General features: G+C 71.4%; 11 protein-coding genes. 1 reads left to right on the top strand and 10 read right to left on the bottom strand.

Annotated elements, in window-relative coordinates; genetic code table 11:
- Positions 1-91: 91 nt before the first annotated feature.
- From KUF83_RS20470 to KUF83_RS20445, 6 genes are all read right to left on the bottom strand, one after another.
- Complete coding sequence (locus KUF83_RS20470) at positions 92-508, bottom strand: ATP-binding protein (RefSeq protein ID WP_217456185.1); 417 nt, start codon at positions 506-508, stop codon at positions 92-94.
- Between the two features lie 269 nt (positions 509-777).
- Complete coding sequence (locus tag KUF83_RS20465) at positions 778-1,956, bottom strand: serine hydrolase (protein WP_217456184.1); 1,179 nt, start codon at positions 1,954-1,956, stop codon at positions 778-780.
- A 234-nt stretch (positions 1,957-2,190) separates the two neighbouring features.
- Entirely contained in the window at positions 2,191-2,835 is a 645-nt protein-coding gene (locus KUF83_RS20460) for a YceI family protein (protein ID WP_217456183.1), read from the bottom strand.
- A 317-nt stretch (positions 2,836-3,152) separates the two neighbouring features.
- Positions 3,153-4,718 carry a hypothetical protein gene (locus KUF83_RS20455; RefSeq protein WP_217456182.1) on the bottom strand — a complete coding sequence of 522 codons (1,566 nt, stop codon included), beginning with the start codon at positions 4,716-4,718 and terminating at the stop codon, positions 3,153-3,155.
- A gap of 158 nt (positions 4,719-4,876) precedes the next feature.
- Positions 4,877-6,610 (bottom strand): hypothetical protein, encoded by a 1,734-nt coding sequence (locus tag KUF83_RS20450; protein ID WP_254644106.1) that lies wholly within the window; start codon positions 6,608-6,610, stop codon positions 4,877-4,879.
- Between the two features lie 203 nt (positions 6,611-6,813).
- Positions 6,814-7,131: a hypothetical protein gene (locus KUF83_RS20445; protein ID WP_217456181.1), complete on the bottom strand. Its 318-nt coding sequence runs from the start codon at positions 7,129-7,131 to the stop codon at positions 6,814-6,816.
- A gap of 299 nt (positions 7,132-7,430) precedes the next feature.
- On the opposite strand from KUF83_RS20445, the gene KUF83_RS20440 reads away from it, so the two are divergent.
- A complete protein-coding gene (locus tag KUF83_RS20440; protein ID WP_217456180.1) occupies positions 7,431-9,995 on the top strand; it encodes a SpoIIE family protein phosphatase in 2,565 nt (854 codons plus the stop codon).
- Between the two features lie 24 nt (positions 9,996-10,019).
- On the opposite strand, the gene KUF83_RS20435 is transcribed toward KUF83_RS20440, so the two are convergent.
- The 4 genes from KUF83_RS20435 to KUF83_RS20420 form a co-directional block, all read right to left on the bottom strand.
- Positions 10,020-10,778: a YqjF family protein gene (locus tag KUF83_RS20435; protein ID WP_217456179.1), complete on the bottom strand. Its 759-nt coding sequence runs from the start codon at positions 10,776-10,778 to the stop codon at positions 10,020-10,022.
- A gap of 178 nt (positions 10,779-10,956) precedes the next feature.
- Positions 10,957-11,388 (bottom strand): hypothetical protein, encoded by a 432-nt coding sequence (locus KUF83_RS20430; protein WP_217456178.1) that lies wholly within the window; start codon positions 11,386-11,388, stop codon positions 10,957-10,959.
- Positions 11,389-11,747: 359 nt separating this feature from the next.
- Complete coding sequence (locus tag KUF83_RS20425) at positions 11,748-13,289, bottom strand: DEAD/DEAH box helicase (RefSeq protein WP_217456177.1); 1,542 nt, start codon at positions 13,287-13,289, stop codon at positions 11,748-11,750.
- 315 nt (positions 13,290-13,604) lie between these two features.
- Positions 13,605-13,808, bottom strand: a complete 204-nt coding sequence (locus tag KUF83_RS20420; RefSeq protein WP_055510728.1) for a cold-shock protein — start codon at positions 13,806-13,808, stop codon at positions 13,605-13,607.
- Between the last annotated feature and the right edge of the window lie 12 nt (positions 13,809-13,820).

The following is a 13,820-nucleotide window of genomic DNA, read 5'->3' as shown; positions in this document are numbered from 1 at the left end:
CCGGGTGGAGTGAACTACGCCTCAGGCAGGAGCAGTCGGTGCAGGAGCAGTCGGTCCAGGAGCAGTCGGTGCGGGTCGATCCGCCGCGGGCTCAGCTGCCGCTCTGTCCGTCCGCTCCGGCCGGGCGGAAGCAGGCCGTCACGGTCTTGCCGTGCCGCTGGCACCGCATCCCCCACTCGTCGGCGAGCATCCGCACGATCCCCATTCCGCGACCGGACACCTCACCCGCCCCGGGCTCCCGCTGCCGCGGCAGCTCCGGGTCCTCGTCGTGGACGCTCACATGCAGGCAGTCCCCGTCCCAGGTGAGAACCAGGTAGGCGTCGCTGTGCGCGTGGACATGGGCGTTGGTGATCAGCTCGGACACGGCCAGGACGACGTCGTCGACGGTCTGTGGCTCGTCGGCGGTCCATGGCAGGGACTCCAGTTGTGCGCGGGTCCACTCCCGCCCCGCACGCACGCCGCCCGACATGGGAAACGAATGTGCCCAGCCCATTGCCTTGATCGCCACCGGCTGCTCCCTCCGTGTGTTCGTCACTCGCGTCCACGGACCGGGTACCCGGCAGCCACGTCCACAGGCATCCCACCTGATCGGCGACAGCGCCGCGGAGGGTGTACGAGCACCGGCGGTGGCCGGTGGAACTCACGGGCCCGGTACGCAGGGAGTGCGCGTCGGCACGGAAGTGAGGAGCCCGGCGAAGGGCGTCGGCGGCGCGTAGTCCTTCGCCGGGTGTCCGGCTGCTTCACCGGCGGTCGTGCGGGAGCGGCGGTGAGCGCCCGTCACTTCTGGCGGAGCAGCGTGCACACGGCTGACTCCTCGACGGCGCGGAGCTTGCGCAGCAGCTCGGGGGCGGTGGTCTGGTTCACCTGGGTGGTCAGCGAGAAGGTGAGGGAGCGCCGTCCGTCCGGTGTCGCCGCCATCAGCTGGGTGTAGCCGGGGGTGTTCCCGGTGTGCCCGAGCACCACCCCGCACCGTGTCTCGTAGCGGAAGATCGCGAGGCCCGCCGAGTTGCGGCCGGGGCCGGCCGGTTCGGAGGCGCCCTCCACCCAGCGGCGCTGCTCCCGCAGTACGGCACGGGAGGTGAGCGCGCCGCTCGCGTATCCGCGGACGAACCGGTTCATGTCCCGTGGGGTGGAGAGGATCCCGCCCGAGGCCCATACGCCCGAGGCGCCGATCAGCTCGCTGACGTCCACCGGGGGTTCCACCGGGTCCATGGCGTAGCCGTGCATGAAGGGCTCCGCCATCTCGTAGCCCTGCGGGAGGCTTGTGCGGCGCAGGCCCAGGGGCCGGTAGACGATCTCGCGGAGCAGTGCCTCGTAGGGGCGGCCGGTCACCGCCTCCGCCATGAGTGCGACGGCGATGTTGTCCGAGTTCGAGTAGTGGTACCGGGTGCCGGGCCGGAACGCGAGAGGCTCGTCACGGACGAAGTCGAGCAGTCGGCGTGAGTCGAAGTGCCTGCGGGGGTCGGCGGTGATGAGTCGCACGAATCGCGGATCGCGGCTGTAGTCCGGCAGTCCGCTGGTGTGCTGGAGCAGTTGCCGCAGCGTGACGCGTGACCAGGCACGCGGCAGCTGGGGCAGTCGCCTGCCGATGGTGTCGTCGAGGCCCAGTGCGTGGCGCTGGACCAGGTGGAGGGCCACCGCGCCGCTGAAGGCCTTGGCGGTACTGGCGATCCGGGTCTGGTCGCCGGGGCCGATGGGGCGGCCGGTCGTCAGGTCGGCGACGCCCGCTCGCAGGACGTGACGTCGGTCGCCGTTCTGCAGGAGGACCACCACGCCCGGCGGGCCGCCGGGCGTGGCGACCAGGTGGTCGAGCTGTCGCTGCAGCCGGCCGAGGCGGTCGGTGTTCGCGTCACCGGGTCCGGCGGCGGCCGGATACGGCACCCCGCTCCCGATGGAGACGGCGACCAGCAGGGTGGCCAGTCGAAGGCGCAGGCGGGGGCTGTACCGAAGGGGCATGGAGGTTCCCGGGAGGCAGAGGTCAGAACACCCACAGCATCCGCGGGTGGCGGACCCGGCGCTCGCGGTCCTGCTCCATCCAGCCGATCAGGGTGTCCGGTACCGGGTCACCGGGGCCGGGTCCCGCTCGTGGGCCGTCACCGCATCTGCCGGTTGCCCGGGGAGGGCGCCCTGGGCCCGGCCCGATGCCCGGGCACGCCGAGGTGCGCTCCGGCGGTGCCGGCCCTCAACCGTCTATGGGGTGGCGCGGATCGCGGCGATGTCGAGTTGGAGGCGGACCTTCTCGCTCACCATGGCGCCGCCCTCGGCCAGCCTGGAGTTGTATGTCAGGCCCCATTCGGAGCGGTTGATGGTGGTGGTGCCGTCGAAGCCCACCCGCTCGTAGCCGAACGGGTCGGTGACGTGACCGATGTAGGTGAGTTCGAGGACGACGGGACGCGTCCTGTTCTTGATGGTGAGGTCGCCGGCCATCCGGTAGACGTCCCTGCCCGCGAGTTGCACGGCGGTGCTGAGGAAACGCATGTGCGGGTAGGCGGCGGCGTCCAGGAAGTCCCGTCCTGCGAGGTGGCTGTCGCGTTGGTCCACGCCCGTCTGGACGCTCGCGGTGGACAGCACGATCTCCGCCCCTGAGCGGGTCGCGTCACGGCCGTCGAAGTAGAGGCGGCTCTGGTAGTCCGTGAAGGCCCCCCGCACCGTGGTGACCATGGCGTGCCGGACGGAGAAGCCGATCCTGCTGTGTGCCGGGTCGACGACCCAGTTCCCGGTCAGGGCCGTCAGGTCGGTGTCCGGCTGACCGGGGCGAGGGAAGTCGGGGCGGTCGGCCGGCTCGACAAGGGTGGTCGAGCGACGGGACGAAGCACCTCTATTAAAAAGATTCATGACTCACCTAGCTATTGTGCAATAGATATTTCCGCAAGCCGAACCAAGATCCATGAGTTTACCGGACTCATACCCGCCGACCGGCTGGTAACCCCCGCCGGAAGGATGGGTCACAAAATCCACACACCCGTCACCGAGCCCTCGGAAGGCACGGAGTGCCCATCCCGCACGGCGTCACCCCGTGCCGCGCGGGACCTCTCGGACCGAACGCCTCAAAATGACATGAATTCCGCATGCCCGAAAGATCGATATGCGCCGGGCAACGCAATTGCACTGGTCCGCGATATTCGACGAAGTGCGTGACGGCGTGACAGCAGTCAGTATCCGAAACTCGTCGTGTAGGCGCACTCCGTGTAGATGTACCCGGCCGACAGTTTGGCCGTGTCCGATGCCGGGGACTTTCCGAGGCCGTTCTTCGACTTGTGCACGAAGTACGTGGTGCCGGCCGGCAGCCTGATGGTCCGCTGCGGGTAGTTCTTGCCGCTGTCGCTGCACGGTTCGAAGCCGAGCCCCACCGTGCCGGCGAGGGAGTAGGAGGTGCAGCTCCCGCAGGCCTTGAGGGTGAAGCTGCCCGTCACCGGTCCCGTGTAGAGCACCGTGATGTCGTCGGGGCTGTCGTTCTTCACGGTGACGGAGATGCCGCCGCCGGAGGCCGTCGTCGGCAGTCGCTTGCCCGCGGCGGGCACGGTCTGGGCGATCTCGGCGGCGATGGCGATCTTCTTGGCGCGGGCCCGCATCTTGTGGTCCCCGTTGTCCCTGACGAAGTCGTTCATGGTGGTGACGGCCTCGGCGAAGCTCCCGTCGCGGTACTGGTCCACCCCGCAGGCGTACGTACCGGAGTCCGCGCCCCTCTCCGCCCGGTCGGCGTCCTTGTCGAGGGCTTCGGCCAGCCCGGCACGGTCTCCGTTGAGCCCGGTGACCTGGGAGGTGAGACTCTCCAGGCGTGCCACGGCCGCGCAGGGTTCGCCGCCGCCCACCTCCTTCACCGCCTTGTCGACGGCCGTGTCGACCGCGGGCCCCACTCCCGCGGCCTGCTCGGACTGCGGGAAGTCCGCCAGGAGTTCGCCGTAGTGCGTCGTCCAGTCGGCGGCTCCGCCGGTCAGTGACTGCGAACCGCACTCGTACAGCGAGGTGGCCAGCCGGTCGTCGGGCCACCTCGCCAGCGCTCCGAGTTCCTTCTCGCCCATGGTGCGCGGGACCGTGCGCAGGTACTTCAACGGGACGACGGCGTCACAGTAGTCCTGCCGCGCGTAGGGAGAACCGACCGTGGTGTAGTACGTCTTGAGCCGGTCGGGGACCCGAGCGGCCGCCCGCGAGCCGGGGTGGTCGTCGCGGAGGTCCCCGTAGACGGTCAGGGCACGGCGGTAGTCGGCCTCCCCCGACGAGAAGGACTGTTTCCCGGCGGCCCGGACCAGGTCGTCCGCCCGCTCGAGGCGGTCCAGCAGCATCTGCTCGGTGGCTTCGTCGCGCGCGTCCCCGTACAGGAACGCGCTTCCGGCGGGCACGGCCAGGAGCACCAGGCCGAGCGCGGCGGCGAGCCAGGCTTTCGCCGGCCACACCAGCCGGGTCCGCAAACCCACGATCGCGCCGTGGACGGCCGCGATCCCGAGGAGGACCAGGTAGGTGCCGAGGACACCGCCGGAGACGCCGTCCGGGTCGGCGGGCAGGGCCACCAGGAGCAGCACCGCGGTGGCGACCCAGCAGGCCGCCATCAGCCCCCAGCGGCGCACGAGTGCGTAACCGAGTCCGAGTCCGCACAGGTTCAGCAGCGCCACCGCGGCCGCTCGCCATCCGTCCGGCGGAGCGGGCGGCGGCGCGGTCGGCATGGGTGGCACCGGCGGTACGACGAACCCGTCGCGAGGCTCGTTGTGATCCCAGGACATGACGGCTCCCCCAGTCAATCACGCCCGAAGTTCTATGACTTGTCAGCGTACGGTCAGCCGTTCGAGGGCGACAGGGGGCAGCGTCAGCTCTTCGCGGAACCGCACCGTGGCGGCGTGAACCGTGCGACTGGAGGAGGTTCGGGTGCCCGCCGGTGACGTCAGCAACAGCCGGTGTCGGGGGTACCGGTGACGGCGGGTCCGGCGCCCGGGGCCGTGGCGGCGGATGTGCCCGGGACGGCGCCGCCGGTGACCGCTTCGAGGCGGCAGAAGCACGACGCCTCGATCGGTACGTCCGCCACGGCCGCGGCGACCTTCAGCTGCTGGGCCACGATCCGCGCCTCCCCGGTCCTGCCCAGCCGGACCAGACACTCGTGGAACCCGTGCAGGGCCCAGACGTTGCCGGGGTGGTGCGAGGCCCGGGGAAGCGTGTCGTCGAGCCCCAGGTCGGCCCGGTAGACCGCCTCCGCCTCGGTGACGCGCCCCTGCTCCAGAAGGAGGGCCCCGTACGCGTGCCGGGTGGGCTGCATCCACCCCCAGGGCTCGTCGTAGGGAAGGCTGTCGTCCAGCTCGATCGACCGTTCGAGCGCGGCGAAGGCAGCCTCGTGACGGCCCTTGCGGTACTCCAGTTCGCCGTCGAGCATCGCCGAGGCGACCGCGAGGATGTCGGCGCAGGTGTTGTTGAACAGCATCCGGGTCTCCGGGACCCGCGTGACCGCCTCCCGGAACAGCCCTTGCTCCGCCTCGGCCTCGGCGATCTCGCCGGTGGCCGCGTACGCGACACCGCGCGCGTAGTGGAGCATCGCGGTCGTCACGCAGTACAGCCGTGGATCGGAGGGCAGCGGCAGGTCCAGGATGTCGGCCCAGCGGCCGAATCGGATCAGGACGTGCACCCTCATGGCCAGGAAGCTTTCGAGCCAGTCCGCCATGGGCGGACTCTCCACCCGCAGCAACTCCTCCGGAATGGAGGCCTCCAGCTGCGCGGCGGTCTCCAGCGCGGTCCGCGACTGCCCGAGGAACATCGCGCCGTAGATCCTGAAGTGGTAGTTGTGCGACCGGTACAGGGTGTAGAAGTTCATTGCCCCGGACCGCGCGAGGAACTTCTCGTCGGCGGCGATCGCCGTGCCGTTGTCGGCCACCACCCGCCGGTAGTCGCCGCAGAGCACGTCCAGGTGCGTGGGCATGTGCTGCAGATGGCCGGCGTCGGGGACCAGGCCACGCAGCCGGTCCGCGGCGGGCAGCGCCCTCTCGGGAGCCGACGACATCTCCATCAGGTGGATGTAGAGGTGCAGGAGCCCCGGGTGCCGCGCCCCGGCCTCGGTGGCGATCGCCCGCTCCAGGACCGCCCCGGCCTCCGCCGTACGCGCACCGTCGGCGGGCTCGCCCGTGCGCGTGTCCCACAGCTGCCAGGGCGTGAGGTTCATCAGCGCGTCGGCGTAGAGCGTGGCGACGTCCAGGTCGTCCGGGGCGAGCTCGTACACGGCGCGCATGCTGTCGGCGTACGGCTCGTTCCACACCGAGCAGTCCTCGACCGCCTCCGCCCGTGGGTAGCGGGCGCGCAGGGCGCCGATCAGCGCCCGCTCGACCGGGGTGGCCGCGGCGGCCTTCTCGTGGGCGCGTTCCACAGCCGCGTGGGTGCGGCCGACCGTACGGGCGAGCTCGTCGCCGTCGAAGAACTCCCAGGGCTTGTTGTAGTTCGGGCCCAGGGCGTAGGCGATGCCCCAGTGGGACATGGCGCAGTCGGCGTCCGCCGCCGCGGCGGCCTCGAAACAGGCGACGGCTTCCTCGTGGTGGAAGGCGTACGACCAGACCAGACCGCGGTCGAACCACGTCTGGGCCTGCGGCGACGAGGTCGTCACGCGGCGACCGTGGGTGCCGAGGTCGTAGTAGTCCATCCGCCACTCCCGCGCATGTAGGGCCGGCCGGGGGCGAACCACCCGTGCCCGCGTTCCCTCCACGGCCGAAGCCCCGGAGCATGTGTGACCACGAGCCTAGAGGTGATCCACGTGCGTTTGTCCCGTGTTCGGCCCTCAACAGCCAGAAGGGGGGCGCAGCGGCTCACGCCCCGGCGCCCGGCCCCGCACGGTCGGCTCCCGCCTCAGTAGTCGCTGTCGATGCCGGTGACGAACGCCGGCCCGAGCGGCGCGTCCGCCTCGGGGAACCCGCTGTCGCGCAGAGCCCTGGAAACCAGCTGGACGGCCTCGGTCTCGGCACTGGCCTGGTCCGCCGCCTCGACCTCGATCCGGGCGGAGAACATGCCGCCCTCCTCGACCGTCAGCAGACTCAGTTCCTCGCTCTCGCCAAGATCCGTGTTCTTCGGGTCCCGGGGACGGAGCCTGCGCTCGATGTCGGAGCGCGCGGCGTCGGGAACACCGTTGACGAACGTGCCGGGGACGGTGATGACGTACGTGGTCATGAGTACTCCTTGTCTGATCACGTTCCACGTTCCCCTCCTTCGGCCGGAAATGCGGACCACCCCGCGCGGCAAAGGAGGGACTCCCGGCCTCCTCCTTTGCCGCGCCTTGTGCATACCGGTGCCAGGTGGCGCGCGAACCGGGAAATCGCAGGCGTCACGGGGCACCCCCGGTTCCCGTACACCCCGGTAGCCTCGTCGGATCCACGCGCGCAGGGGTTCTCCCGGGTGCAGGCGGAGGGCCTCGTGGCGCATTCTTGCTGTGTCAGCCACCTGGGCGGCGCACGGACGAGGTAGGGCCGATGACTGGGAGAGCCGAGCACGAGACCCGGACCCCCGGTCGCCTGGACTCGCTGCTGACCGGGATCACCACGGAGGCCATCAGCGCGGCCGGCGGCTTCGCGGGAGGCGTCTACCTGCGCTCCAGCACTCCCGGTCTGCTGCGGCTGGCCGTGCTCTCCGGCCTGCCCGGACCCCTGTTCCGCCCGTGGTGGCGCCTGCACGTCGACCGCCGGTTCCCCGTGGCGGACGCCTACCGGCTCGGCGTCCAGGTGGTGCTCCCGGACGCCACGGAGACGATGCGCCGCTACCCGCAGTTCGCGGCGGGTCTGCCGTTCCAGTTCGGCTCCCTGTACGTGCCCGTCGCGGGGAAGTCGACGACGTACGGCGTACTGACTCTGCTGCGCCCCTCGGTGTCGGACACCACCGAGGTCCTGCCCGACCGGGACCGCATGGCGCAGCTGGCCGAGGACCTGGGCAAGGCGCTGTGGACCCTGGAGGAGGACGGCGGGCCGGACGTCGCCTGGGACGGCGAGCCGCTCTGCGTACGGCCTCCGGTCGCGCGCCCTCCCGCCGGACGCATCGGCCGGTTCACCTGGGACCCGGCGTCCGACGTGGTGACCGCGGACAACCGTCTGCACGCACTGCTCGGTGTGGCGCCGGGGAGGTCCACCGACACCCCGCAGGCACTCGCGGACGCCGTGGCCGCCGCCGACGCGCACCAGATCCTGACCGCTCTGCGGGAGACGGCCGCGGGAAGACCGCCGCCCCTTCCGCTGCCGGTGCACGCCGCCGACGGCAGCCTGCGACTGCTGGAGCTGTGGAACCTGGACGACACGGCCGTACCACCGGCGACGCGCACCGTGCGGGGCCTGGTCCTCGATCCGGACATCGGTTCGGCGGCCGACGGAGCGGCGGACCTGCTCCCCGAGGGGGTGTTCTGCCTCGATCGGCTGGGGCTGATCGTCTACGCCAACGAGCAGGCCGCCAGGCTCCTGGACCGGCCCCGTGCACAGCTCCTCGGCAGGCCGTTCGGAGAGGGCGTGCCGTGGCTGGACCGGCCCGCCTACGAGGACCATCTGCGCGAAGCCCTGCTGTCCTCCGAACCGGTGCACTTCCACGTCGTACGGCCGCTCCCGCCCGCTGAGAACGCCTCCCCGGAGCTACCCGGAGGTGACTGGCTGGCGCTCTCCGTGTATCCCGGGTCCGACCTCCTGACCTGCACCGTCGTGCCTTCGAACCGGATGGCCGAACCTGCCCCCGACCTCGCGCCCCCGCCCGAGGGGCCCCCGCACGAAGGACACCGGGCGGCGGGTGCGCCCCAGACCGCCGGACCGGCTGCCGAAGTCACCTCCATGGCTCCCCTGTACCGGCCGATCGTCCTCGCGATCGCGCTGACCGAGGCGGTCACCGCCCGCCAGGTGTCCGCGGTCGTGATGCAGGAACTGCTGCCGGCCTTCGGCGGACGCCGGCTCGCCATCTACCTGCTGCAGGAGCGGCACCTGTACCTGGCCTGGGAGACGGGTTTCCCCCAGGGGTTCCTCGCCCCGTTCGAAGGGGTCAGCCTCGACGCGCGGCTGCCCGGCGTCGAGACCCTCACCGGTGGCCGCCCCCTCTTCTTCGAGTCGATGAGCCAGCTCGCGGCCGCCTATCCGGGCATCGCTCTCGACGCGACGGAGGGCTCCCGGGCCTTCCTGCCCCTGATCGCCTCGGGGCGTCCGGTCGGCTCCTGCATCCTGGGCTTCGACCGGCCCCGCAGCTTCAGCACCGAGGAACGCACGGTGCTCACGGCACTCGCCGGGCTGATCGCCCACGCCATGGAGAAGGCACAGCGCTACGACACCGAGGCCGCGCTCGCCCGAGGTCTTCAGCAGGCACTCCTCCCCCGGCGCCTCTCCGCACACCCGCGGGTGGAGACCGTCGGACGCTATCTGCCGGGCACGCAGGGGATGGAGGTGGGCGGCGACTGGTACGACGTCGTCGAGTCGGGGGACGGTCTCGCCCTGGTCATCGGCGACGTCCAGGGACACGGTGTCCAGGCGGCCGCCACGATGGGGCAGCTGCGCAGCGCCGTAAGGGCCTTCGCGCTCGGTGACCGCCCGCCCGACGAGGTCATGAGCGGCACGAACCACCTTCTGATCGACCTGGACCCCGGCCTGTTCGCCAGCTGCTGCTACATCCGTCTGGATCCGCTCACCGGTGTGGCCCGGGTGGCCCGGGCAGGGCATCCGCCGCCGATCATCCGCTACCCGGACGGCCGGACCCACGTCCTGGACATCCCCGGCGGGGTCGTCCTCGGGGTCGATCCGCACGCCCACTACCCGGTGACGGAGTTGCAGATGGAGCCCGGAGCCATCCTCGCGCTCTACACGGACGGGCTGGTCGAGCGGCCCGGCGTCGACATCGACGAGGGCATCACCGCACTCCGTGTCGCCCTGGCCCGGGCCGGTTCGCCCGCCGGCCGCCCCGGAGGCCGTTCCCTCGCGGGCGTCGCCGACCGGCTCACAGCCACGGCCCGGCACGTCGCCGACCGCCCCGACGACATAGCGCTGCTGCTCGCCACCCGCCGCTCCGAGCCCCACCACTGAGGCCGCCGGGCGCCCCCGAACGGCTCACCCGCGCGGCGGGCCCGCCGTCGCGCGGCCCAGGCGTACGGGAACCCCCGGGGAGTACAGCACGCTCACCGGGTCCCCCACCGGTGACGGCAGCCCCGCCGACCGGACGAGGTTCTCGTCGCAGGTGACCAGGGTGGCGCGGTGCAGCGGCCAGCGCGGATGGTCGTTCGGCAGGAACCCGGTGTCGCCGGAGAACGGGTTGTGCATCCCCCACCTGGCGGTCAGGAAGTGTTCGAGCCCGGTCGGCTCCGCTATCCGCTCCCCGGGCCTGACGACGAGCCTGCTGTAGGCGCCGCGGGGGCCGGGCAGGCGCCGCGCGCTGGTGTAGCCGACGGTGTCCCCATGCGTCCGCAGGGACATGCGGGACCACACGTACGGCAGCCGGAAACCGAGGCGCCCCATGAGCACGGGGATCAGGCGGGACGCGTCCATGGACCGGAAGACCACACCGCGCCGCCCGTACGCGTCCACCGAGTACAGCCGCACGTTGGTCTCCGGGAACGAGCCGAAGTACGGCACACCCGGCAGCCGCAGCCAGCCCACCCGGTGCATGCGGAACGCGACCAGGCCGACGAAGGTGACGCCGTCCAGGGTGTCAGGGGTGGTGCCCGCCGGCAGCAGCCCCGCCACCGCCGCCGGCTCCACGGCCCAGTGCACGAAGGTGAGGTCCAGCCACTGCTGGGTGAGCAGAGGGCGTGGGAGGGCGACCGGGGCGTCCGGCGTGATCGGTTCCGGCACGGAGGAGGTGATCGACACGGGCGTCAGGATCGCAGCGCCGCGCTCCGGGCATACCGAGAACCCGCGCCGTGTGACGTGTCTGGCACCGGCGCGTACCGCCCACGGGCGGCGTCACCGTCTCCGTCTCGCTTCCTCGCCCGGCAGCGGCCGGCCGGCCCGTGCCCCGGCTGTCAGTGATTCGAAGGCACGGTACGTGTCAGACATCGGTGGGCAGGCCACTCACCTCGGCGATGCCCCGCAGTTCCTCGTCCTGCCGGTGCCGTTCACCGATGAAGTCGGCGATCTCCTGGCAGCGGGCGGGATCGGCCGCGGTGCCCGAGTCCGTCACGACCCGCACGGGTCCGCCCTCCTCCGTCTCGATCTCGACGATCTGGTTGTCCATGCGTCCCGTGACGGCGACCGCGACGACGAGGGACGCCTCGTCACGGACCTCCTGCGAGACGTTCGCGCCCTCTTCGCCGTCCAGACTCAGCTCGATCGGTCCGGCTCGCTGTTCCTGCATCGCTTCGAGCACGGGTTCGACCATGCGCAGCAGCAGCGCATAGTCCGTGGGGGTCATACGGACACGCAACAGATCGAGGTAAAGATCAACGGGCCGGCCTTCGGGCGGAAACTCTGATTCGCTCATGGGACTCGACTTCCCCAATGTGGGCAATGTGATCGCATCTGCGTCCAGAATGGTGGATCCCCGCGCTCCCCGCCGCTCGACATCGCCCGCCGGGCCCTCGGACCACCGGACACGGGGCCTCGGGCACCGGGCACTGGGCACCGGGCACCGGGCACCGGGCACCGGGCACCGGGCACCGGCCCGAGGCTGTCGGGCAACAGGGCGGCGGAGCCCACGCCGAGTGCGGGCTCCGGGCAGTCCCGCGAGATCCGTACGCACCCCGTACGCACCCTCCACGCACTCGGTCCCCCTCCGTGGACGGAGGGGGACCGAGAAGGTCGAGCGGCCGGGTGCCGGTGCGGCTCCCGGCCGTGTGCGGCCTAGGCGCCGCGGCGAATGCGGGCGGCCTTGCGGGCCTCGGCCGTCTGACGGGCCTCGGCGGTCCGCCGGGACTCGTTGCCGGCCCGTCCGGGCCGGCCCGGACGGGTGCCCATGCCCCGGAAGGGGGCGCCGCCGCGCGGAGGGCGCTCCGTGACCGGGGCGCTGCCCGCGACGGGAACGCCGGAGGGCGTCCGGGCGCCGGTGATGCGGCTCAGTTCGGCCTCCCCCGAGCGGACCTGGGTGACCTGCGGCCGGATGCGGGCGTCGGACATCAGGCGGGTCATGTCGCGGCGCTGGTTGGGGGTCACCAGGGTGACGACGCTGCCGGACTCGCCGGCGCGGGCCGTGCGGCCGCCCCGGTGCAGGTAGTCCTTGTGGTCACCGGGCGGGTCGACGTTGACGACCAGGTCGAGATCGTCGACGTGGATTCCACGGGCCGCGACGTTCGTCGCGACCAGGACGCCGACGTGGCCGGTCTTGAACTGTTCCAGGGTGCGGTTGCGCTGCGGCTGCGACTTGCCGCCGTGCAGGGCCGCGGCGCTGACACCGCTGCCCAGCAGGTGCTTGGTGAACTGGTCGACGGCGTGCTTGGTGTCGAGGAACATGAGCACACGCCCGTCGCGGGCCGCGATCTCCGTGGCGGTGGCGTACTTGTCGGCACCGTGCACGTACAGCACGTGGTGCTCCATCGTGGTGACGGCGCCGGCCGACGGGTCGACCGAGTGGACCACCGGATCGTGGAGGTAGCGCCGGACCAGAAGGTCGATGTTGCGGTCCAGCGTGGCCGAGAACAGCATCCGCTGGCCGTCGGGCCGTACCTGGTCGAGAAGCTCGGTGACCTGCGGCATGAACCCCATGTCGGCCATCTGGTCGGCCTCGTCCAGGACCGTGATGTCGACCCGGTCGAGGCGGCAGTCCTTGCGCTCGACGAGGTCCATGAGGCGGCCCGGGGTCGCGACGACGACCTCGGCACCGGCACGCAGTGCACCGGCCTGCCTGCCGATCGACATGCCGCCGACCACGGTGGCCAGCCGCAGCTTCAAGAGCCGGGCGTACGGCGTGAGCGCGTCGGTGACCTGCTGCGCCAGCTCACGTGTGGGTACGAGGATCAGGGCCAGCGGTTTCCGCGGCTCGGCCCGCCGCCCCGCCGTGCGGACGAGGAGCGCCAGGCCGAAGGCGAGCGTCTTGCCCGAGCCGGTGCGGCCGCGGCCCAACACGTCGCGGCCCGCGAGGGAGTTCGGCAGCGTGGCGGCCTGGATGGGGAACGGCTCCTCCATGCCGAGGCCGGTGAGTGTCTCCAGCAGCTCGGCGGGCAGGCCCAGTTCACCGAAGGTCGCCACCGCGGGGAGCGCGGGGGTGATGGTCGTCGGAGGTGTGAACTCCCCCTGCACCGCGGAGGGACGGCGTCCGCCGCCCGAACGGGTGGCGGGGCGGCCCTGCCCCTGGCCCTGCGAGCGGGAGCGGCCGCTCCGGTCGCCACCGGCGTAGCCGTCCTTGCGATTATTGGAAAAACGATCGTTTGTGCGAGCTGATCGGTTCATGAAGAACCTTCCTCGATATGGCACGTATCGAGGAATTCCCGGCGTGCACGAGCCGGATGAATTGCAAGAACGAGCCGAATGTAAGACGAAACCAAATCGACCGGGCCGACGCGGCGCACCGAAGGAGACGGTGCCGGGCGGCGGTCCCCGGAAACGGGGACCGTGGCGAATCGGAGCGCCGGGGCCGGAGCACGAGCCGGTATGGATCGGGCCGACCGTCGGCGGGCCGGGGGCAGTCCCCCTAAGCCGTTGAGAACGCAACAAGCTGGGGCCCCACCGTGAAGTGGGACCCCAGCCGCCTTGCGCGCTAGAGCATCAGGCAGGAGTGATGTTCTCCGCCTGCGGGCCCTTCTGGCCCTGCGTGACGTCGAAGGTCACCTTCTGACCTTCCTGCAGCTCACGGAAGCCCTGGGTGGCGATGTTCGAGTAGTGGGCGAAGACGTCCGGGCCGCCGCCGTCCTGCTCGATGAAGCCGAAGCCCTTTTCCGAGTTGAACCACTTCACGGTTCCAGTAGCCATGTCATATCCCTT

It is taken from the genome of Streptomyces sp. BV286 (assembly GCF_019090165.1).
GTDB lineage: Bacteria > Actinomycetota > Actinomycetes > Streptomycetales > Streptomycetaceae > Streptomyces.
The sequence above is the reverse complement of the archived record's forward strand: the minus strand, read 5'-3'. Positions and strand labels throughout refer to the sequence as shown.

Bases quoted from the DNA above. Each gene is read 5' to 3' on its own strand.
- KUF83_RS20465 (WP_217456184.1), bottom strand. From the start codon at position 1,956: ATGCCCCTTCGGTACAGCCCCCGCCTGCGCCTTCGACTGGCCACCCTG.
- KUF83_RS20460 (WP_217456183.1), bottom strand. From the start codon at position 2,835: ATGAATCTTTTTAATAGAGGTGCTTCGTCCCGTCGCTCGACCACCCTT.
- KUF83_RS20455 (WP_217456182.1), bottom strand. From the start codon at position 4,718: ATGTCCTGGGATCACAACGAGCCTCGCGACGGGTTCGTCGTACCGCCG.
- KUF83_RS20450 (WP_254644106.1), bottom strand. From the start codon at position 6,610: ATGGACTACTACGACCTCGGCACCCACGGTCGCCGCGTGACGACCTCG.
- KUF83_RS20445 (WP_217456181.1), bottom strand. From the start codon at position 7,131: ATGACCACGTACGTCATCACCGTCCCCGGCACGTTCGTCAACGGTGTT.
- KUF83_RS20440 (WP_217456180.1), top strand. From the start codon at position 7,431: ATGACTGGGAGAGCCGAGCACGAGACCCGGACCCCCGGTCGCCTGGAC.
- KUF83_RS20430 (WP_217456178.1), bottom strand. From the start codon at position 11,388: ATGAGCGAATCAGAGTTTCCGCCCGAAGGCCGGCCCGTTGATCTTTAC.
- KUF83_RS20425 (WP_217456177.1), bottom strand. From the start codon at position 13,289: ATGAACCGATCAGCTCGCACAAACGATCGTTTTTCCAATAATCGCAAG.
- KUF83_RS20420 (WP_055510728.1), bottom strand. From the start codon at position 13,808: ATGGCTACTGGAACCGTGAAGTGGTTCAACTCGGAAAAGGGCTTCGGC.